Annotated in this window: 18 protein-coding genes and 2 pseudogenes; 17 read left to right on the plus strand and 3 right to left on the minus strand. The window is 37.4% G+C overall.

Going from position 1 to position 22,802, the window contains the following annotated elements:
* The first annotated feature begins 26 nt into the window (after positions 1-26).
* From LC455_RS31755 to LC455_RS21030, 8 genes are all read left to right on the plus strand, one after another.
* A complete protein-coding gene (locus LC455_RS31755; protein WP_317851459.1) occupies positions 27-2,771 on the plus strand; it encodes a family 43 glycosylhydrolase in 2,745 nt (914 codons plus the stop codon).
* 340 nt (positions 2,772-3,111) lie between these two features.
* Positions 3,112-4,113, plus strand: coding sequence for an ABC transporter substrate-binding protein (locus LC455_RS21000; RefSeq protein ID WP_223593674.1), 1,002 nt, complete (start codon positions 3,112-3,114; stop codon positions 4,111-4,113).
* A 78-nt stretch (positions 4,114-4,191) separates the two neighbouring features.
* Positions 4,192-5,724: a sugar ABC transporter ATP-binding protein gene (locus LC455_RS21005; RefSeq protein WP_223593676.1), complete on the plus strand. Its 1,533-nt coding sequence runs from the start codon at positions 4,192-4,194 to the stop codon at positions 5,722-5,724.
* Positions 5,714-6,796 carry an ABC transporter permease gene (locus LC455_RS21010; RefSeq protein ID WP_223593677.1) on the plus strand — a complete coding sequence of 361 codons (1,083 nt, stop codon included), beginning with the start codon at positions 5,714-5,716 and terminating at the stop codon, positions 6,794-6,796. The genes LC455_RS21005 and LC455_RS21010 overlap by 11 nt, the downstream gene beginning before the upstream one ends.
* Entirely contained in the window at positions 6,774-7,787 is a 1,014-nt protein-coding gene (yjfF, locus tag LC455_RS21015) for a galactofuranose ABC transporter, permease protein YjfF (protein ID WP_223593679.1), read from the plus strand. The genes LC455_RS21010 and yjfF overlap by 23 nt, the downstream gene beginning before the upstream one ends.
* 42 nt (positions 7,788-7,829) lie before the next feature.
* Positions 7,830-10,874 (plus strand): immunoglobulin-like domain-containing protein, encoded by a 3,045-nt coding sequence (locus LC455_RS21020; RefSeq protein WP_223593681.1) that lies wholly within the window; start codon positions 7,830-7,832, stop codon positions 10,872-10,874.
* A 208-nt stretch (positions 10,875-11,082) separates the two neighbouring features.
* Positions 11,083-11,328, plus strand: coding sequence for a hypothetical protein (locus tag LC455_RS21025; protein WP_223593682.1), 246 nt, complete (start codon positions 11,083-11,085; stop codon positions 11,326-11,328).
* A 150-nt stretch (positions 11,329-11,478) separates the two neighbouring features.
* Positions 11,479-11,772: a LamG domain-containing protein gene (locus LC455_RS21030; protein ID WP_223593684.1), complete on the plus strand. Its 294-nt coding sequence runs from the start codon at positions 11,479-11,481 to the stop codon at positions 11,770-11,772.
* 288 nt (positions 11,773-12,060) lie between these two features.
* Here the strand turns inward: LC455_RS21030 and LC455_RS21035 are convergent, their stop codons facing one another.
* The 3 genes and pseudogenes from LC455_RS21035 to LC455_RS21045 all read right to left on the minus strand — a co-directional run.
* Complete coding sequence (locus LC455_RS21035) at positions 12,061-13,020, minus strand: DUF3231 family protein (protein ID WP_223593685.1); 960 nt, start codon at positions 13,018-13,020, stop codon at positions 12,061-12,063.
* A gap of 584 nt (positions 13,021-13,604) precedes the next feature.
* A complete protein-coding gene (locus LC455_RS21040; RefSeq protein ID WP_223593687.1) occupies positions 13,605-13,841 on the minus strand; it encodes a hypothetical protein in 237 nt (78 codons plus the stop codon).
* Positions 13,838-13,963, minus strand: a pseudogene (locus LC455_RS21045) (ThuA domain-containing protein); the annotation flags it as partial. The pseudogene LC455_RS21045 and the gene LC455_RS21040, both read right to left, overlap by 4 nt.
* 468 nt (positions 13,964-14,431) lie before the next feature.
* Between LC455_RS21045 and LC455_RS21050 the strand changes: the two are divergent.
* The 9 genes and pseudogenes from LC455_RS21050 (at position 14,432) to LC455_RS21095 (ending at position 22,700) form a co-directional block, all read left to right on the plus strand.
* Positions 14,432-15,271, plus strand: coding sequence for a helix-turn-helix domain-containing protein (locus tag LC455_RS21050; RefSeq protein ID WP_223593688.1), 840 nt, complete (start codon positions 14,432-14,434; stop codon positions 15,269-15,271).
* Positions 15,268-16,083 carry a sugar phosphate isomerase/epimerase family protein gene (locus LC455_RS21055; protein ID WP_223593690.1) on the plus strand — a complete coding sequence of 272 codons (816 nt, stop codon included), beginning with the start codon at positions 15,268-15,270 and terminating at the stop codon, positions 16,081-16,083. Before LC455_RS21050 ends, LC455_RS21055 begins: the two co-directional genes overlap by 4 nt.
* A gap of 24 nt (positions 16,084-16,107) precedes the next feature.
* Positions 16,108-17,475, plus strand: coding sequence for an ADP-ribosylglycohydrolase family protein (locus tag LC455_RS21060; RefSeq protein WP_223593692.1), 1,368 nt, complete (start codon positions 16,108-16,110; stop codon positions 17,473-17,475).
* Positions 17,476-17,782: 307 nt separating this feature from the next.
* Positions 17,783-18,418 (plus strand): annotated as a pseudogene (locus LC455_RS21065) (aldo/keto reductase); the annotation flags it as partial.
* Positions 18,419-18,425: 7 nt separating this feature from the next.
* A complete protein-coding gene (locus LC455_RS21070) occupies positions 18,426-19,043 on the plus strand; it encodes an extracellular solute-binding protein (RefSeq protein ID WP_223593851.1) in 618 nt (205 codons plus the stop codon).
* Positions 19,044-19,115: 72 nt separating this feature from the next.
* The gene (locus LC455_RS21075) at positions 19,116-20,057 is read left to right on the plus strand and encodes a carbohydrate ABC transporter permease (RefSeq protein WP_223593693.1); all 942 of its coding nucleotides are present in this window, start codon (positions 19,116-19,118) and stop codon (positions 20,055-20,057) included.
* A complete protein-coding gene (locus tag LC455_RS21080; RefSeq protein WP_223593695.1) occupies positions 20,058-20,870 on the plus strand; it encodes a carbohydrate ABC transporter permease in 813 nt (270 codons plus the stop codon). It abuts the gene before it with no gap.
* 54 nt (positions 20,871-20,924) lie between these two features.
* Positions 20,925-21,893, plus strand: a complete 969-nt coding sequence (locus LC455_RS21085; protein ID WP_223593697.1) for a sugar phosphate isomerase/epimerase family protein — start codon at positions 20,925-20,927, stop codon at positions 21,891-21,893.
* A gap of 426 nt (positions 21,894-22,319) precedes the next feature.
* The gene (locus LC455_RS21095) at positions 22,320-22,700 is read left to right on the plus strand and encodes a Gfo/Idh/MocA family protein (RefSeq protein ID WP_223593698.1); all 381 of its coding nucleotides are present in this window, start codon (positions 22,320-22,322) and stop codon (positions 22,698-22,700) included.
* Positions 22,701-22,802 lie beyond the last annotated feature (102 nt).

The raw sequence follows: 22,802 nt of genomic DNA on the forward strand, positions 1-22,802 counted from the left end.
GAAAGAATCATAAGGAGGGATAAAATATGAAGTTGAAAAAAACAATTCATTGTGCACTTGCAGTCACACTTTTATCGGTTCCGATAACCGTCATTCCTTCTTGGGCTGCGACATTGAATGCAGAAACAACAGAATCGGTGCAACAGACAACTGGGGTTGCTGCAGTAGCTCAAGAAGCACTCACAACTTGGTATAAATTCGATCAATTAAACGGAACTTCCATAACCGATGCCTCCGGTCATGGTAAGGATGCCACTGTTATGAATGGGGCTTCCGTGACTACAGTGGCAGGCAGGACCGGTATCGATCTTGAGCATACGAAAAGCCAATATGTCCAGCTGCCAACAGGTATTATGAGTACCTTGGATGATTTTACTATCTCCACTTGGGTATATCTGGATTCAAAAACAGGAAATTGGACTCGAATTTTTGATTTTGGAACAGGAGCTAATGCCGGGAAAATCTTCCTAACGGAAAACTTGTATTTGGATTTAGTAGGACGAGTTGCCGATGCCACTCCGAGTGCTCCAAAGATTGGTGAATGGACGCATATCGCTATCAGTAAAACCGGAACAGCTTACACAATCTATGTGAATGGCAAAGTTGGTGCCACAGGAACTTCAACCAAGAAACCGTCCGATTTCGGCGAAACGGCCTATAACTATATTGGAAAATCAAATTGGCCCGATCCTTATTTAGACGGTAAAGTGAGTGATTTCCGCATCTATAATAGAGGCTTAAGTGCAGATGAAGTACAGCAGGTTGTTTCAGAATCCATGACGGACCAAGAAGCCGTTGGAAGAGCTGTAGGAACTTTGACTCTTGGTGATACTTCAAAAGTCATTAATGATTTACCATTACCGGTAACTGGGGACAATAGGACATCCATTTCATGGAAATCTGACACACCTTCCGTAATTTCCGATAATGGCGTAGTGACACGGCCTGCAAAAGATCAAAAGGATGCAAGTGTAACCTTAACAGCGACGATTAGCCGGAATGGGTATTCCGAAACGAAAAACTTTACAGTTACTGTGCTTGCAGACAACATCGTATCTATTGAACCGGTAAATCTAAGAACAATGGTAGATTTCCCACCTAAGCTTCCTAAGAAGGTGTCAGTACATTATTACGATGGTCATACTGAGCAACTTGATGTAGACTGGAACCCTATTTCAAATGATGATTTCTCACAAACTGGGAAGCTTGAAGTTAAGGGATCAGTTTATGGTACCAAAATCCAGCCTGTAGCCAATATAAGTGTTACTAAGATTGCTAAAGTTGACGAGGTAAACGTCAATACGAAACAGGGCACAGCACCTGAGCTTCCATCTACTGTTAATGTACATTATAGTGACGGGTCTACTGGATCACTTAATGTGGATTGGGGACAAGTGAACAAACAGGATTACTCCAAAACAGGTACTTTTACCGTCAAAGGGGAAGCCACAACCTATGAATATACTGACCCATTGATTGAGCAAAGAGCAGATGCTCATGTCTTTAAACATACTGATGGATATTATTACTTTACAGCATCGGTTCCTGAATACAACCGCATTATTTTGCGGAGAGCAAAAACTCTTCAGGGACTTGCCACAGCAGAGGAAAAAGTAATTTGGACCAAACATGATACAGGGGATATGGGAGCGCATATTTGGGCACCTGAAATTCATTATATCGGTGGAAAATGGTACATTTACTTTGCTGCGGGAGCAGCGGAAGATATTTGGAGAATTCGCCCATATGTTCTCGAATGCGGAGATGCGAATCCACTCACTGGAACATGGACAGAAAAAGGAAAGATGCAAGCCCCAGCAGGCAGTATGGCCTTCACCAATTTTTCATTGGATTCCACCACATTTGAGAATAACGGCAAACGTTATTTCGCCTGGGCACAGAAGGATGGTGGAAATTCTAATCTTTATATAGCGGAAATGAGCAATCCATGGACAATTACTGGAAACCCGGTTATGATCTCCACTCCGGATTACGCATGGGAAAGACAGGGATATTGGGTCAATGAGGCACCAAGTATATTAAAGCGAAACGGGAAAATATTTATGACCTATTCAGCAAGTGCCACTGATGCTAATTATTGCTTAGGGTTATTGACCGCATCGGACACAAGTGATTTATTAGATCCTAAATCATGGAAAAAATCACCAGAACCAGTGTTAAAAAGCGATGATGCAACAGGCCTTTACGGACCGGGTCATAATGCATTTACGGTAGCGGAAGATGGAAAGACAGATATTCTCGTTTATCATGCGCGCTCCTACAAGGATATTCAAGGAGATCCTCTGTATGATCCAAACCGCCATACAAGAGTGAAGAGAATCATCTGGAATGCAGATGGCACACCGAATTTCTCTAGTGTTCCTAAAAATGGAGCAGTACCTGGACCGTCTATTTCAGTGACAGCAAAAGTAACGGTCAATGACAATGCGGAATTTTCGGTCGTCACAGATTTTAGTTCAACAAAATTACAACCGAAGGAAAAGGTAAGTGCTAAGGTTCAGGTTAAGAGCCATAAAAGCACTAATCAGTCAATTTTAGTAACAATGGCTTTATACGACGGTGAAAATAGACTAGTAGATACCCAAACCCAGACTCAAAGCATAGCAGCTGGTTCTGAATCGTCTTTCTCCTTGAGCATGAAGATGCCTGCCAAATTGGATGGTCATAAAATCAAGGTCTTCGTTTGGGAGGGTAATGATATCAAATCCTCTTCGCTAAAGCCTGTATCGGCACCAAAAGTTTTGCAATAAAGCCATGCATTATTTAGTTCAAGATATGGTTCTTATGTTATTTACTTCATTAATTACTGGTTATCCAGTATATGCAGCGGGAAGTTTGCAAGATTCACAAGTACTTTATCGAATAAACTCTACTTAAAATAAGCTGAGGATAATAAAGAATAGACCTTAAAAACCATTAAAACGCTGGTTTCAGGGTCTATTCTTTATTTTAATAATTAATGATTTAACTATTTTGTCAGATGTAAAAAATAGAGCGGAATATTATAAAAAAACGCATTTCATTGAAAATACAACTTTATGGAATTTTTTTATAATTTAAATAGATTGAAATACTAAAGGGGGAAGTCAAATGAAAAAGTTTAAAAAATTGTTTACTGCATTAATTTCAACTGCAACAGCTATCTCATTATTGACGGGATGCGCAGCTGGAAACAACCAACAAGCTAGTAGTGGTACAAGCGGTGGTAAAGATGGAAAGATTGTTGTTGGATTTTCACAAGTAGGTGCTGAAAGTGAGTGGAGAACGGCTAATACGAAGTCAATTAAAGAAAGTGCAGCAAAAGATCCAAAAATAGAATTAAAGTTTTCGGATGCTCAGCAAAAACAAGAAAACCAAATTAAAGCAATTCGTTCGTTTATTGCTCAGAAAGTAGATGTAATCGCTTTTTCGCCAGTAGTTCAAACAGGTTTTGATACCGTTCTCCAAGAAGCGAAATCAGCTGGTATTCCTGTTATATTGACTGACCGTGCAGTAGATGCTGACCCATCACTTTATAAAACAATGATTGGTTCAGATTTTGTTGAGGAAGGTAAAAAAGCAGGTCAATGGATGCTGGACAATATCAAATCAGATAAGGATGTAAATATCGTTGAACTCCAAGGAACAGTCGGATCTGCACCAGCGATTGACCGTAAAAAAGGGTTTGAAGAAGTAATCAAAGATCATCCTAATTATAAAATTATTAAATCACAAACAGGTGACTTTACCCGTGCTAAAGGTAAAGAAGTAATGGAAGCGTTCTTAAAGTCTGATGGTAAAAAAATCAATGTTGTATATTCTCACAATGATGATATGGCAATTGGTGCCATTCAAGCGATTGAGGAATATGGCTTAACCCCAGGGAAAGATATCAAAATCATTTCTGTTGATGGTGTTAAAGGCGCTTTTGAAGCGATGATGGCTGGTAAGTTAAATGTTTCTATTGAGTGTAATCCATTATTAGGAGATCAATTAATGCAAGCCATTAAAGATGTTAAAGCTGGTAAAGATCTGCCGAAATGGATTAAGACTGAGGAAGGCATATTTGATACAACTAATGCAGCTAAGGAATTCCCTAATCGAAAATACTAAAAGCTTTTAAGATATGGGGGTTCTCTTATAGAGAACTCCTATATCAATAATATTCTAAACAAAAGGAGCATTAAAACCATGTTCAAACAGGAAAAACCAATTTTATACATGGAAGGTATTACGAAATCCTTTCCTGGAGTGAAGGCTCTGTCTGATGTTAACTTTACTCTTCGTCAAGGTGAAGTACATGCTCTAATGGGTGAAAACGGCGCAGGCAAATCAACGTTAATTAAAGTCCTTACAGGAGTTCACAATTTTGATGGGGGAACCATTTTTTATAACGGGAAAAGGATTGAGCCTAAATCTCCATTGGATGCCCAAAACATAGGAATCAGTACGGTTTATCAGGAAATAAATTTATGTCCTAATTTGACAGTGGCAGAAAATATTTTTATTGGAAGACCACCGAAAAAAAGAGGAAAAATCGCTTGGAAGTTAATGATTCAAAAATCACAAGAAATTCTCCGTCGAGTTCATCTCGAAATTGATCCAACTAAATTACTCTCCTCCTATTCTGTAGCCATTCAACAAATGATTGCGATAGCGCGTGCAGTCGATATTTCTGCTGGGATGTTAATTTTGGACGAACCGACTGCAAGCTTAGATGATAACGAAGTAAAACAGCTGTTTAAGATTATGCGTAAACTGCGCGATGAAGGTCTTGGAATCGTATTTGTGACTCATTTCTTAGATCAGGTTTATGAAATAACGGATCGTATCACGGTCCTAAGGAACGGTAAACTCATTGGCGAGTACAAGACCAGTGAATTACCAAGGATAGAACTTATCACCAAAATGGTCGGCAGGGAAATCGATGAAAAAGAACATAGCAAACAAAACAAAAGTATCGTTTCTTCTTTAAAGAAAAAGGAAGAACATTTCTTAAAAGCGGTTGGTCTAGGAAAGAAAGGAACGATTGAACCATTTGATCTGGAAATGAAAAAAGGAGAAGTACTTGGGCTTGCTGGTTTACTTGGTTCCGGGAGGTCAGAAACAGCTAGACTTATTTTTGGAATAGATAAAGCGGACGATGGTGTCATTTATATAGATGAAAAAAAAGTTTCGGCTATGTATCCTAAAAAAGCAATCGAACAAGGGATGGGATTTTGTCCGGAAGACCGTAAAAAAGAAGGCATCGTTGGTGAATTAACGATACGAGAAAACATGATTCTTGCTCTTCAGGCTAAAAGAGGCATTTTCAATTATATTTCAAGAAAAGAGCAAGAAGAAATCGCTAATAAATATATTAAAATGCTGCAGATAGCTACCCCCTCTATGGAACAACAAATACGAAATCTCAGTGGTGGCAATCAACAAAAAGTGATTCTTGGCAGATGGCTGGCAACCAATCCGAAGCTGCTAATTTTAGATGAACCGACTCGTGGAATTGACGTAGGAACTCGGACGGAGATACAAAAATTAATCCGGACACTCGCCAATGATGGAATGACGGTCTTGCTTATTTCCTCTGAATTGGAGGAATTAGTAGCTTGTTGCGATCGGGTAATTGTGATGCGTGACCGTTCTCCGATAGGACAGCTTCGTGGAGAGAATATTTCTGAAAACATTATTATGAAAACTATAGCAGGAGCTGGCGCAAATGTTAGTTAATCAATTCAATAAACTAAGGCATTCAAAGGTATTTTGGCCTGTAATGGCCCTTTTAGCATTACTTATATTTAATTATTTTTTTATACCTGGATTTTTTACCATTGAAATCAAGGACGGTCATTTATTTGGAACAATAATTGACATTTTAAATCGAGCTGCTCCACTTATTATTGTATCTATTGGTATGACCTTAGTTATTGCCACTGCTGGTGTGGATATCTCGGTAGGTGCGGTAGTGGCGATATCAGGAGCCATGGCTGCGTACCTGATTGGAGGAACTCTTGTTGTTAACAATGGAGTTCAAGAATATGTAAGTAATACTCCAATGGCCCTAGCCATCCTTGCAGCCCTTGGTGCGTCAGTCCTTTGCGGAATGTGGAATGGCGCATTGGTGTCTAAAATTGGCGTTCAGCCAATGGTAGCCACACTTATTCTGATGACAGTAGGACGGGGAGTTGCTCAGCTATTTAGTGAAGGACAAATAATCACTGTCTACTATAAACCTTTTAGCTTTTTTGGTGGTGGATACTTTTTAGGACTGCCGTTTGCCATTTTTGTAGCCGGGGCAGTGGGGTTACTAGTTTACTTGCTTATGAGAAAAACCGCAATGGGCTTGTTTTTAGAGTCGGTAGGCGGAAATACGGAATCCAGCCGCTTTACAGGGATTAATTCGAAGAAGGTTATCTTCTGGGCTTATGTGATCTGTGGATTATGCGCTGGTATCGCAGGAATATTGATTAGTTCGAACGTGAAAAGTGCAGATGGAAATAATGCTGGATTATGGATGGAGTTAGATGCGATTTTAGCCGTTGTCATCGGTGGTACTTCAATGAACGGTGGAAGGTTTTATCTTTCAGGTACCATTATTGGTGCTCTTTTCCTCCAAATGTTAAAAACAACAATCTACTCAACTGGTGTTCCCCCTGAAAGTATACTCGTTGTAGAAGCGATTGTAGTTATTGTTGTATCGTTAATCCAATCTGAAAAATTCAGAAGCTTATTTATTCTAAAAATGGGCAGCAAGCAGAAGAAGGGAGCAGTTCAATCCAATGAGAAACATGCTGCGAGTTAGTCAATTGAATATCACGTTAGTATCGACCATTATTCTATTCATTTCCTTATTTAGTGTAGGTTCTTTCCGATATACTGGCTTTTTTTCACTACAGGTCTTTCTGAATCTATTTATTGACAATGCTTTTTTAATCATTATTGCTACAGGTTTAGTATTTGTCATATTATCTGGTGGAATCGATTTGTCTGTAGGATCGGTGGTCGCTCTAACCACTATGGTATCTGCAAGTATGCTCCAGAAAGGGGCAAATCCCATTCTAGTTATTGTTGTAGTTCTATTAATGGGAATCATATTTGGATTTGCTCAAGGATTTATCATTCAGCGATTTCAATTGCATCCATGGATCGTTACATTAGCCGGATTGTTTTTAGCTAGAGGGCTTTGTTACTTTATTAGCATTGAATCAATCACCATTACAGATCCATTATTCACTAAACTATCACACTATAAGATTATGCTGGGTGGCCAATATTTTATTTCTATAAGCGTTTTGATTAGTATTTTGTTTGTACTGGCAGCCATGTATGTCGCTAAATATACGGAGTTTGGACGGAACGTTTATGCTATTGGAGGGAACGAACAATCGGCCATGCTTATGGGACTGCCGGTAGCACGTACGAAAATTATCATTTACGCCATCAGTGGTTTTAGTTCGTCCCTTGGAGGTTTGGTCTTCACATTCTACATGCTGTCTGGATATGGGCTTCACGCTTTAGGCCTAGAAATGGATGCGATTGCGGCATGTGTCATTGGTGGAATCCTATTAACGGGTGGATATGGATATGTTATCGGTCCAATGTTTGGCGTGCTAAGTATGGGAGTAATTCAAACCATTATCATGTTTGAAGGTACGCTCAGCTCTTGGTGGACCAGAATTGTGATTGGAGTCTTATTGTTTATATTTATCGTACTTCAACGAATTATCGTCATTCAGACTGAGAGAAATAAAACCATTATTAAAAGAAAAGAACGAAAAGCACTTGTTACCTGAAATCACAGGTGAAAGAAAAATCCTATATTCAGGAGGGAAAGCATGAAGAAGAGAAAAGGGCTTTCGACGTTTTTATTAACCATGTTGCTCTTCAATACTGTGTCAGGAATTGTTCCTCAATCAACATTTGCTGAGGAACCACAAGCAGTAAAGTTAATTCTTGATTATGATATGAACAGTATTGAAGGTACAACAGTTAAAGATAATACCGGGAATTTTGAAGGAAAGCTTGTAAATCCAGAAAATGCAGAGCTGATAAAAGGGACAGATGCAGGGGCAGTCAGCTTTAAAGGTGGTTCCACGAGCTCCTACATTGAAATGCCACAAGGTGTATTAAATAACTTGGAAAGTGTTACAGTTTCGTCTTTGGTTAATTGGAATGGTGTTAATGAAGCCGAATGGTTATTTGCGTTAGGTCAGGATAGTAACAAATATTTATTTACAACACCGAAACGGAACTCAGGTGACCGGTCGGCAAGAGCAGGGCTCGGTATCACGAGTTGGATGAACGAAGCAGGTGCAAATGCAACAACTGGGACATTAAAGTCAAATGAATGGAAGCTGGTTACTACTGTTGTTTCAGGTGCAGAAAAAACTATAAAGCTATACATTGATGGCGTTGAAGTGGGTTCTGCATCTACCAACGGTTATACACTTGCGCAAATCAATAATGTTAATGGAAGAAGTGGTTTTATCGGACGTTCCTTTTATTCCGCAGATCCCTATTTTGGAGGAATGATTGCTGATTTTAAAGTGTTTAATGGAGCTTTAACCGCGACTGAAGTAGGGAAACTAAAAGAAGAGGCTGATAAAAAAATCGCAGCCATGGATGGTTTGCTGCTTAAAAATGCTGCTAATCAATTAGATTACTCAATGTTTATCAATCAAAATAAGAATAATGACGAAATAACATCGGATTTGTTATTTCCTAAGAAAGGATCTTTTGGAACAACAATCACCTGGGAATCAATAAATCAGGACATCATTACAAATGAAGGTAAAGTTAACAGACCATCTTATGAAGATGGTGACCAAAAGGTCGGTATTATTGCAACGATATCGGACGGTACGAAGACAATTACAAAAGAATTTACTGTTACTGTATTAAAGAAACCGCACGATTCAGTCGCAGTCAGAATGGATGCAGCAAATTTAAAGGTTCATAACATTGAAGACGTCCGTGGAAATCTAACCTTACCGAAAACGGGAGTTCAGGGTTCTGCAATCACATGGAAATCAAGTAACCCATCCATTATTACACCAACCGGAGAAGTCACACGTCCTGGAAATGGTGAAGGGGATAAAACAGTCAAATTGACTGCAACCCTGACATTAAACAAGGAGACCATCACTAAAGCGTTTTTAGCAAAAGTAAAAGAAATGCCGAAAAAGGAAAACTATGAAGGATACGTCTTCAGTTATTTTACAGGAGAAGGGTATTCGAATGGTGAACAAATATATTTTGCATTAAGTGAAGGAAATAATCCATTAAAATGGAAAGAACTAAACAATGGAGCTCCAGCAATCACTTCTAATTTAGGTGAAAAAGGGCTTAGAGATCCATTTATTGTTCGTTCTCCTGAAGGTGATAAGTTCTATTTAATCGCGACAGATTTGAAAATTAACGGAGATTGGAATTGGGATAGAGCACAACGTAGGGGCAGCCGCGCAATCATGGTCTGGGAATCCACCGATTTAATTAATTGGTCTGAGCAAAGAATGGTAGAAGTATCTCCAAAAGAGGCTGGAAATACATGGGCTCCGGAGGTTGTTTATGATGAGACGACCGGAGAGTATATTGTGTTCTGGGCTTCTATATTGTTTGGCAATGAGGAGCATACAGACTGGACACATAACAGAATTATGTACAGTAAAACAAGGGATTTCTATACGTTTACTGAACCAAAAGTATATATGGATCCTGGATATTCTGTTATTGATACAACTATGATCAAACATGACGGAAAAGTGTATCGTTTTACAAAAGATGAAAGAAACAACTCGACATCTTCACCTAATGGGAAATTTGTTTTCCAAGAAGTGGGGGATTCGGTTTTTGATCCTACTTTTGATCTTATTAAAGAAGGGATTGGAAAAGGATCAATCGGTGCTGGTGAAGGACCAACCATCTTTAAATCGAATACAGAGGAAAAGTGGTACATGTTCTTAGATGAATTTGGTGGTAAAGGCTATGTGCCTTTTGAAACTACAAATTTACAGTCTGGTGAGTGGAAAATGTCTACAGACTATAAGTTACCTTCACGCCCTCGCCATGGGACAGTAATGCCGGTTACAAAACGGGAATATGAGGGATTACTTTCCAATGTTCCAAAAGTCAAGAATCCAGATTCCATTCAAAAAATAACTGGTGTTACGGTAGATAAGGTAAGAGTGGAGCTGGAACAAGGAAAAGAAGAACATTTGACTGCAACAATAACACCTGATGATGCAGTTAATAAGGATGTCTTATGGTCCAGCAATAATGAAGAAGTAGCGACTGTGGATGAAAATGGGAACGTTTCAGCACTTAGGGAAGGTACTGCAAAAATAACCGCAACAACAGTCGATGGTGGCTATATTGACGTCAGTGTGGTTACTGTCAAGAAAGATACGACTCCTCCCGAGATTCAATTTATCGGTAATGCTGGTACCTATCCAGTGGATGCCAAGATAGAGATTACCTGCAGTGCATTTGATGAATTGTCAGGGGTTGCTTCCGTGAATTGTCCAAGCACTGTAGAACATGCTTATGATTTCGGGGTTGGTGTTCATAAACTCTCGGCTTCGGCTGTTGACAAAGCCGGAAATACAGCAGTAGTTGAAACCGAATTTACGGTAACAGTCGATTTTGATAGCTTAAGCCGCTTGACACAAACTTTTGTAAGTAAAGATGTAGTTGGAGTTGCAGATTCACTAGTAACGAAACTCCAGTCAGCTAAAGAGGCAGCCGCTAGGGGTAACAAACAGGCCGTAGAAGGTAAAGTGAAGGCGTATGTAAATGAGCTTTCCGCCCAAATAGGGAAAGTAATTACGGAACAACAGTCCAATATTTTAATTTTTTTGTCGGATAAGCTCTACTTAAAATAAGCATGGAAAAATAGTAGATAGTAATCTAAAAATATATTATTTAGATGCCTCGGGGTTAAACAAATGTTTTTTAACTCTGAAGGCGTCTTTATCTATGCCCTATCAAATAAATTTTTTGTAGAAGGAGCTATTTAAATTAAACAAACGGTTTAAACTATAAAAAATTTTTTTATCTGGACAATGTTTTTGTTTAAAAAGGAGTTTTTATATGAGAAAAATAGCTAAGAAAATCGTTTCATTAGTAATGGTTTTTATCATGCTGATGAGTTTGCCATCGGTGATGACACCTGTTAAAGGTGTACAAGCAGCAGGTGAAACTCAACAAAATTCCCAAGATCCAAATCTCAAACTCTGGTATAAGTTTGATGAGACAAGTGGTACAACAGTAACGGATTCGTCCGGTAACGACTTCAATGGAGCCTACGTTAACACACCTGAAGGGGCAAAGGTATAAATGGCGGTTCTCTTAAAATGAAAGGCGGTGCATCCGGTTCTGCTACACCATACGTTAAAATCCCTAACGATGTTTTAGAAGGGGTAAAAAATATAACAATCTCTACATGGGTAAATTGGTCAGGCGGCAATACGGCAAATCAGTGGATTTATGCGCTCGGAATTGATTCTAAAAAAATATATTTTTGCAACTCCGAAAGGGAATTCAAGCACACTCTACTCTGCAATTACAAATGTAAATAGCACGAGCACAAATGTTGGTTATACGCAAGAGCAAGGGCTTGCAGCATCCTCGGCCTTAGCAGGCAATCAGTGGAAACACCTGGCAGTAACCATAAATACAGATACGAAAACCAGTATCATGTATGTAGATGGGGTAGAAGTTGCAAGAAATACAAACGTTACAATTAAGCCTTCAGATTTGTATGATGCAGCAAAAGATTAAACTAATCCCAGAAATCACATTTAAATATGGTTGAAGTGCATAAAAAATTGAACATACAGCAGATTTAAGAGAAACTATTTGGTTTGAATAACACTATTTTCTTATTGATCTGAGAATATCAAGATGTGTTTTACCATTTTAGAATTCCCTTGTTCACTAAAAGTAGCCTGCCTTTAATGTTTTGTTTTATTTCTTATACATATATTTAATACCATTTTCCTGATTGTGACCATCCCTAAAATATGTGCTGAGAAGTTTCCATTTCTTGATTAGCACCTGCCACCGTTTCTATTTGTGTGACCAATTAGATACAGGTGGTTCATTAAACCAATTTTTCCTAATTAATAACTTCAGCCCTTTCTCTGAGTAGTTTTCAATCATCTTGATTAGTTCCTTTAAAGAATCTATATGATCCTTTTTATAACTGGATACCACTGCATATTGTAGATTGGTTATACTTACTGGGTTTAGGAACATTATTAAGTTTGCCATTAATTTATCTGAAAAAGGGGATTCCTTTACTTTATTAACGTGAGCCTCAAGTCCAGTTATAGTTGGAATTCCATTTTCTCTATAGATATCGGATAAAGAGGCTGATTGATAAAATGCTAACTTTTTCCCTTCCAGTATAAATTTCTTTGTGTCCATATCCTCTGCGACTTCAGAAAAACCGGTACAAAGAGCAACTCCAACATTGTTACATTGAAGGGCACTGAATATATTTGCCAATTCTACCGCATTAAGTGGCCGATGCTGAGTTGATGCAACTTTGAATAGTTTCCCAGCCCTTTCGTCTGCTTTTTTGTAAGAGAAGGAATTATTTTGTAATAAATCTTTATCATTAAGCAATTTTAATAAAGAAAAATCTAATTGAATGACATCATTGAGTAGTTTTTTATAAAAATTTTTTACTTTATATTCTGTTAATTCAACATATTGACCAGCAAGCGCTCGCAATCCATTACCCGTTATATGCTTTAAGATTTCTATAATTAATTGGTCTGAAAATAGCTTTGCTGTTGAACTATATAAATCATCTTCCCTGAAGAAGGGCGTATCTTTATAACCTTCTTCAGACAATAATTGAGTAGCCTCTTGTTCTTGATATGTAGAGATTTCATATATTTCATTTAAAATATTCCTTAAATCAGTATCCTCAGAAGTTTCACTAAGATATTTTAAAAATAAATTGATCATGTTTGAACTTGATTGTAAGTACCAAAGGAAACCTAATTCATTTACGTTCATTGTTTACCCCCTAAAGACCGATTTTCTTTTTTAGCTTGTCAATAAAATTCTTGATTATTCATGAATTAGAAATTTTTCCTAAATACACATAGAGTTTCCGTGTACAGGATTGAGCCTTTCGAAAAAGAACAACATTTTATATATCCGACCAAACTAATGTTGGTAATATAATGATTCAAAAATATTGAGGTGAATATCTAAAAACTAACTTCCTTTAATGGGGAAAGTGAATTATTTTGTAGGGGCGAACAGTGTTGTGGACGGGATCAAGCCCCACTGGCAGAGAAGTTGCACTCATGTTAACTATAATCATAAAACCTAATAAAAATAGGGCAATCAGTTGCGGAATATCATGGGAGTTCGATTGAGGAAGTGGAAGAAGTACATAGAAGAAAGTGACAAGCGCAAGGAGGTTTTAAGAGGATGTACATATATAAAACTTAACAATAGTTCCTCGAGCAAAAAAATACAACATTTCCTATTGCCTCTATCAAATTATTTTTAAGAAAAAAAGAGACTCCAATTCCTTTATGAAAAGGGGTCTCTTTATGTCTGTATAAATGTTCAGAAATTCAGGTTCCTTTTTAAAATTTACCTTTCCTCCGCAATACTCCTTTCTTCACAAGATTTACTAGAATCCCTTTATTTTTAAATTTATTATAAGCAATTAACCTATTCAAATCTTTAACCGTCAAAGTGGCTGGATCGGCTGCAAGCTCATACTCATTTTTTACTTTATCAATTAAGGAGAGGGCAAATTCAATCTGCTTTGGATTTAATGTACAGTCCTCTTGATCCGATGCATGAACGGCCGAGTTCACTTTTTAAGTCGTTCGGTTGGTTTTGCCCAATGTACTGTATTGCAAATTACTTTTTGAATTTGTGGATGATGGTAAGTAGGATGTTTTTCATGTCCAGGTCGGAAATTAAAAATTTTACCTTTTTCATGTTTTTTATGTCCCCACCAGATTATACATCTTTATTGTTTGAAACATCCCCTGTTAAACCATGTTCTTCTCCAGCAAGTGTAGCAGTGTTTACATTAAACCCATCGCTTTTTAAAAAGTCGGCAAGTACGGTTTATTAGATTACAACTCCTTATTCATTTCGAAAAGTTTCTATTTGATTGTAAAAAGGATCACACTAAAAGAAAATATCCGAAGTAAATAACTATTCCACATTTTTACAGGTTTCATTTAAATAACCTGTATAAGTGCAAAGAAAAACTAAATTTCCGCCATTGTTATTAAAAAAATTATTAATATAATTAGATTCATGGAATACTTACATTTCTGTAATATTTTTTTAACTCAATATGTAAACGCTTTAATTGGTGGTAAATCTAAAAAAAAGCAATAGAGTTTAAGTTTGATATGCATTTATACATATACCGGAGGGGGAGGTGAATATTGTGCTTAATCAATTTAATTACTTATTTGAAAATGCCGAACTAGAGATAAAGGAGTTCAACCTAAGTAGCAGAATTGAAATGAAGACATTTAATAGAACATTGCCATATTATGTTGTGTCTTATCATAAACAAGGGATGTCCAAATTACGGGTAGGGGATGTAACTTATGAAGTGCATCCTGGAACCGTTATATTTATCCCGCCGAATGTAGAGCACGATCATTATAAAGATACTTCCGAAGAGAGCGTTTTCTTATGGTGGCATTTTAAATATGAGATAGGAGGAGTATTTGACGTATTAAAGTTGTTTCAATTTCCTCTGTTGTTTCCGATTAAGAATAAAGAGAAATTTGAAGCTCTTTTTGCAGAATTTATGGATACTTCATTAAGAAAAGAGATATGGCCTACTATTATTTTAAGGAAAGCAAAATCTTTAGAATTGCTGTACTTTTTGCTTAACGAAACGGTAGATGATTGTAAACAAACTACATTATTTACACAACAAAATCAGAACTTTATGAGTATATTAATTAGGATGATTCAGAATATAGACAAAGAAATTTCGCTAAAGCAGTTGTCTGAAGAACTATTTCTTCATCCAACCTATATCTCTAATAGGTTTAAAGAGTTATTTGGAAAATCACCCATACAAATTCATAGGGAGATGAGGATTAACCAAGCGAAAAAGCTGCTTAAAACTAGCGATATGTCCATTGCGTTGATCAGTGATTCACTTGGGTTTAGCGGGGTTTCTTCCTTTTCAAGATTATTTAATCTATATGTTGGAGTTTCTCCAACTGAATTTCGTGCATTGGGTAAAAAAAGGGGAGTCAGCAAATGAAACTAGTAATTCAAGATAGACCTTTATTTGGTAATACTTTTGTGGAAAAACTAAATCGAATAGCTTCAATTGGATTTGACGGATTGGAAATCGATGGTGATGTACTATTAGCACGTTTAAATGAAATTAAGATGGCGATTCAATCTACAGGAGTTCCCATCACTTCTATCTGTGGTGGTTATCGCGGATGGATAGGAGACTTTGAAAGAGAAAACAGGGAAATGGCTCTTCATGATTTGGAGAAAATTTTAAAATGTACAGCTGAAATCGGTGCGATTGGAGTAGTGGCACCGGCGGCGTTCGGAATTTTTTCGCATAAGCTTCCACCTTTTAAAGCACCAAGAACTTCGGAAGAAGATAAACAAGTTTTATTAGAATCATTGTTCAAAATTAACAGAATAGCAGAAGCTGAGGGTACCACGTTATTGTTGGAGCCCTTAAATCGATATGAAGACCATATGATAAACACTTTAGACCAGGCTGCAGAGCTAATTCGTGAAGGAAACTTTCATTCTATTAAAATCATTGCAGACTTTTTCCACATGAACATGGAAGAGAAAAATATTGTTGAGAGTATACATAATGCGAAGGATTTAATTTGGCATGTTCATTTATCCGACAGTAATCGTTTACAGCCTGGACTTGGGCATACCGATTTTGTTTCTGCATTCCGTGCATTAAGAGATATTGGGTATGATGAAAGTTTGGCTATAGATAGTCCATTTGTAGGGGATCCATCTAAAGTATATTCGGAATGCTGTGATTACTTAAGAGAATGTCTTGAAAAATCTCAATATACGAAACAATCCTAAATAGAAATGGAAGGATTGATAATAATGTATTCTTTATTACCTGTCATTATAGACTATGAGTTGCAACAAAAACTGGAAGAAGGTTGTGACATCGATAATTTCAGAAAGAAATTTGATGAATGGCTGCTATCAAAAGGATGCAGCAAAAGAGAAGTCTTCTTTGCCATAGACGAGAAGGAGTTAACCTATCATTCAGAGGATGATAGAGTGCTGTTGCCTATTTATGAACAGCTAATACAATTGACAAATCAACAAGAAATAGATAACCATCCGGAGGAATTAAGCAATTTATTTACATCTAAATCGGAAGATACTCAAGTGAATTTTTCGAATGAAGAGTTGTACGATAAGATTTACGGCGGATGGCTAGGACGAAGTGCTGGCTGTACATTAGGAAAACCAATTGAACTTTGGTCCTCTGAAAAAGTTGAATCATATTTAAAACTTACAGACGCCTATCCTCTTAACAATTATATTCCTGAAAGGAAACCGATGCCTGATGGCTATAAATTTAAGGAAGGTACTGAAAGTGCATTGAAAAATAAGGTAAATGGAACTCCACGAGATGATGATATGGACTATCCTATATTAAACCTTCAGGTACTTGAAAAATATGGTTATGTTTTTACAACAGAGGATGTAGCTCAAGAGTGGCTTCAAACTATGCCATATAAACAAGTTTATACGGCTGAGCGTGTTGCTTATAAGAATTTTATAGAAGGAAAAATCCCACCAGAAACTGCACGCTATCGTAATCCATATAGGGAATGGATTGGCGCGCAAATAAGGGCTGATCTATGGGGATGGGTCAATCCAGGCAATCCCAAAGCCGCCGCAGAAATGGCATACCGTGACGCAATACTTTCGCACACTAGTAATGGTGTGTATGGAGAATTATGGATGGCCGCGATGATCTCCTCAGCTTTTGTCGAAGATAATGTTGAAATGGTTGTCAAACAAGGATTGTCCATGATACCTCCTTTATCACGTTTAGCGAAAATGATTAAGCAGGTAATTGCGTGGTCCCAGCAATATGAAAAATGGGGAGATTGCTTCCAAAGAATTAAGGAAAATTACGGGAATTATAACGCGGTTCATACAATAAATAATGCTGCTATTGTAACTATGGCACTCCTTTATAGTAAAGGTGATTTCCATGATGGTATTACCATAGCAGTTATGGCAGGATGGGATACGGATTGTAATGGTGCTTCTGTTGGTTCTATTCTGGGTGTAATGAATGGAGCTTCTAGATTACCTGAAAAATGGATATCTCCTTTAAAAGATAAAATTACAACTCTAGTTGCAATGGACCGTAATTTAAAATTATCTGAATTGGCAAATCGGACTATGGCTCAAGCTGTTCAATTATCCAAAATAAAGGAATCATAAGATTTATTCAGGCGTTAATCGTAGATGGATCGGTAATGGACGGAGAAATTAGAGTAAAAACTTGCTTTGGGCTACTCGAGGCTCATAAAGAATTCTTACTAAATTTCTTTGAAGATTATGATAAAGCTTAATGAAGAAAATACAGGCTAATCGGCTAACTGTCAAAATTAGCTTGTATTTTTCTTTTTTACCTAATTAAAGGGGGGAATGTTTTGAAGTAAAACTCAATTTTAGTGTAGGTAGCTTTTTTACGAATATGTTGGCTTTTTAAAGAAATTGATAGATAAATCGAAGGAGGTTCATTTACATGGAATTTCGAACACTAGGAAAATCAGGATTGACAGTTTCTGAAATCGGTTTTGGTTCTTGGGCAATTGGAGGAGATGCTTGGGGACCAGTAGATGATCAGCAGTCTATCCAGGCAATGAATAAAGCTTTTGAATTAGGAGTCAATTTTTTTGATACAGCCGATGTTTATGGTAATGGACATAGTGAAACGTTGGTGAGGCAAATTCTAAAAGACAAAAGAGAACACATTATTCTATCCACAAAAGGTGGATTAATGGGTCATACTCGGAAACCTGAACCCATTTATGACCGTCCTGAAAAAATAGTAAAGGCTTTTGAGGATAGTTTACTGCGACTAGGAACTGAGTATATTGATGTGTATTTTTGTCATATCTGGTGGCATGTTGAACAGGAAACGGAGGCTTTTCTTACAGCGTTTGATAAGTTAAAGCGAGAAGGAAAGGTAAAAGCTGTTGGAGTTTCTACAGATAACTTTAAGTATTTAAAAACGTTCAACCGCTATAACTCTATTGATGTGCTACAAGTAGATTATAGTATATTAAATCGCGCAGCCGAGAAAGAAATTCTACCATATTGTCAGAAAGAAAATATTGGTGTAGTTGTACGCGGTCCATTACAAAAAGGATTATTAACATCCTGAAATAGTCGAAGCCGTACAACGATTTTCTGATTTTTGGAATAAAGGGTATTTAAGTGATAAGAAATCACATGCCATCTCTCAGGAAGATAGCATGCAACTATTTGCACAAGGTAAAGCAGCGATGAAATTAGACGGTACCTGGGCCCTTGCATCAGATATAAAGCCTAACTTTGAAATTGGATTTGCACCATTCCCTAGCTGGAAACCAGACGGGCAGCCAGTAATTCCTCTTGGTGTCGGTGGAGGTTTAACCATTAATGCTAAATCAAAATATAAAGATCAAGTCGCTGAATTGCTAAGTTATTTCTTCCATAAGGAAGTTGTAGAAGCTATGGCCAAACATGGAATACCAGAACCGATAAATTCTGATTATTCAAACATGGATTTAAAACCTAATGTAGCTAGTGCCTTAAACTTAATTACAGGAGCTGCTGCTAAAGGAGAAACAGGTTATGTCGCTTGGTCATACGGTTCTCCGAGTGTGGTAGAAGTATTAGAATCGGAATTTGCTAGTGTTTATTTAAAAAAGACAACACCGGAAAAATGGCTGGAAAAACTACAAAAATTAAAAGAAAAAGATATTAAGGATAACGCTCTTTACAATCTAAGTAATTACTAGCATATATCTCATAAATTAAAGGAGAAAGGGATATCCCGACCTCCTTTAATTTATTATGAGGGGGAGTTATATATGGAAAACGTGAAAGCTGTAGCAAATGAATCAGCTATAACCAGCCTGGAAATAAAGAAAGAAAAGAAACAAAAATGGAGAAAGAAAGCACTTGGGTGGTATTTTATTATTCCCGGCCTATTATTTCATATATTAGCAGTGACAGTCCCTGCTGTTATGTCCTTATATTTACCATTTACAGAATGGAATGGACTTAATACACCTAAATTTATTGGATTGGAAAATTTTAAAGAAGCCTTCCAGGATGATGTTGTTTTAACGGCATTTTTTAACAATATTAAATGGGCAATTTTTTGGGTAACGATTCCGCTAATATTTGCTTTTATTGTGGCTTATTTATTAAAGAAAGTGAAAAGGGGACAGACCCTCTATCAAGCAACTTTTTTTTCAACATCGATCATTACAGTTACAGTCGCGGGTCAAATTTGGTTCTGGATCTACAATCCATTTAGTGGTGTGAATTTTTATCTAGAAAAAGCAGGATTAAAATTCTTAGAATGGCCAGGTTTGACCATTCCTGCACTCGCCTTATTTTCTGTCCTTATTGCCGACATGTGGAAGGGATTTGGCACAAATGTCATTTGGCTATTAGCCGCAATGACACAAACAGATAAATCGCTGGAGGAAGCTGCGAGAATAGAAGGTGCCAATCGCTTCCAAGTAATGTGGCATATTTTGCTTCCACAATTACGTCCAACCTTAACTGTTATTACCTTATTAACGATTTTAGGCTCCTTTGGAGCTTTTGAAATGGTATATGTTATGACAGCAGGAGGACCTGCCCATGCTACGGAGACATTATCCACCTATTACTACACATTAAGTACAACAGGCAGAAGAGCGGGATATGCATCTGCTGTTGCACTGTTCCAAACGTTCATTGCTTTCATCATTATTACTATTTTTGCGTTTTTAAGAAAAAAGAAGGGCTGGGATGTATAAATGGAACGGAAAGTAAATTGGCGTCATCTACCGTTAGCGTTAGTCAGTGTATATGCTTTATTTCCAATGTATTTGTTGTTGATTAATTCTTTTAAAACAAAAACAGAAATTATTACAAACCCAATGGGACTGCCATCCAAGTGGACAATAGAGAATTATGTTGATGCTTGGGTTCAGGGAAACTATAGTGTCGCTTACATAAATACCATTATCGTTACAGGAGTTACTGTCATTTTAGTTTGTATTCTAGCTGGATTAGCTGCTTTCGCTTTATCCCATATACAAACTCCTGGTTCAAATGCATTTCTTGGTTATTTATTTATTTCTATGAGTTTACCAGTAGGCTTTATTCCGTTGTTCTTTATGGCAGTAAAGATGGGATTGATTAACACTTATATGGGCATTATTATCCCTTATGTAGGTGGGGGATTTGCCTTTAATGTATTTCTTCTAAGAGCATATATGCTTGGGATACCTAAAGAACTTATAGAGTCGGCAAAGGTAGATGGTTGTAATACATTACAAACGTTTTACCGAATCATTGTTCCGTTGAGTAAGCCTGCGATCATAATTGTGATGATTTTTACAGCACTAGGGACTTGGAATGAATTCTTTTTAGCCAATGCGTTTTTGCAGGTGGAAGAGGTTCGAACGGTAGCCGTACAGTATTTAAATTTCAGTAGCAAATATAGTACGAACTGGTCACTTATGGCAGCAGGCGGTGTAATAAGTGTCGTTCCTATGATTATATTATTCCTCTTAATGACGAGAAGGTTCATTTCAGGATTGCAAGAAGGCGGCGTCAAGTTTTAAATTGAAGAAATTACTATTATTCAAAAAATAAGTGATAAAAACGGAGGATTAACGATGAAATTAGGAGTCTTTACTGTTCTATTTAATAATAAGTCTTTTGAAGAAATGCTCGATTATGTGAAGGACGCAGGGGTAGAGGCGATCGAATTAGGAACAGGCAAGTATCCGGGGATTAAGCATTGTAATCCGGATGAATTATTGGAGAATCCCCAAAAGTTAAAAGAATTTAAACAGGCAATCGAAAAACGAGGACTAGTTATCAGTGGTCTTAGTTGTCATGGTAATCCATTAAGCCCTGATAAACAGCTTGCAAAAGTGTCCCATGAGTCCTATGTAAAATCAGTGCAGCTAGCAGAAAAGCTGGACGTAAAGGTTGTGAATTGTTTCTCAGGTACCCCAGGCGACCATGAAGGTGCAAAATATCCCAATTGGCCAGTAGCTCCTTGGCCGGATGAATACTCCCAAATCTTGAATTGGCAATGGAATGAAAAACTCATTCCCTATTGGAAAGAATGGGGGAAGTTTGCTGAAAGTCATAATGTAACGGTTGCTTTAGAATTACATGGTGGTTTTCTCGTTCATTCCCCTGCGACGATACTTCGTTTAAGAGAAGCCGTTGGAGACGTAATGGGAGCAAATCTTGATCCGAGTCATTTATGGTGGCAAGGAATTGATCCAGTTGCGGCAATTAAAATTTTAGGAAAGCAAAACGCTATACATCATTTCCATGCAAAGGATACATATATAGATCAAGAAAATGTAAATATGTATGGATTGCTTGATATGCAAGGGTATCATCGTATGCAAAGTCGTGCCTGGAATTTTCGAACGGTAGGATACGGACATGATTTAAAAACGTGGTCCGATATCATTAGTGCACTAAGACTGGTTGGATACGATCATGTTATTAGTATTGAACATGAAGATGGATTGATGTCGATTGAGGAAGGATTTGAAAAGGCAGTAAATAACCTTAAATCAGTTCTAATTAAGGAGCCCCTTGAAAAAATGTGGTGGGTATAACCGAAGAAGATTTTTAATTTGGTCATATAAGAAACACTTTAATAGAACTACAGAGGTGAAGACTATATTGACAAATGTACTCCCATCGACCATGAATGTTCCCGTTTTTAAAGGAAATAAAATCATTTCTCTACAGGAAAAAGAGGTCCTTAAACCGGGGCCAAATCAATTATTAATCTACTCCGATTGGTACTCGAGGAGTTATCTATTTGATGGACTTTTGTGGTTCATGCAGAAGTTGCCGGCAAGGAAATACAAACATCTGTTACAGAAAACGAGGCGATATGGGGTTTAACCTGGATGGAGGGTACGGTCCTTTTGAACTCATTCATGAAAATATATTTTTCCCCATCTCGGATGATTTTCCATTCACGGAAGCTACCATGCTGCTTGACGTAATAGGGACAAGTATGCATGCCATAAACCGTGCAAAGCTACAGCAACCACCCATTTGCGAATCTTATTGAAACACAGTGTCATGGATTTGATATGTTGGAGTATTTATGCGGTCCGATTGTTTCTATCATGGCTGAAATGACTGATAAGACGGGAACTGGTTTCAGCACCTTTTCATTGTCCTTAAAATTTGCTAACGGTGGAGTTGGAAGCTTAATAGGTTCCTACGATTCATTATACGCATACCGAGATACACATGTTTTAAAGATTAACGGAACCAAAGGAAGAGTATTAATACAGGATACAGTAAAAAAATATTCATTTCAAAAAGCAGGGAGTGAGTTCGCAGAAGTTTGGGAGGCAGGTTACTTTAACGATTATGACCGAGAATTTCACCGAACTTTCGATTAGCATGTAGAACATATTTTATACACTTTTCGAAAAGGAGAACAACCTCCAGTACATGCTGAAAAAGGTCATCGGGCATTAAAACTAGAACATGCTGCAATCCGT

This window comes from Neobacillus bataviensis (genome assembly GCF_019969725.1).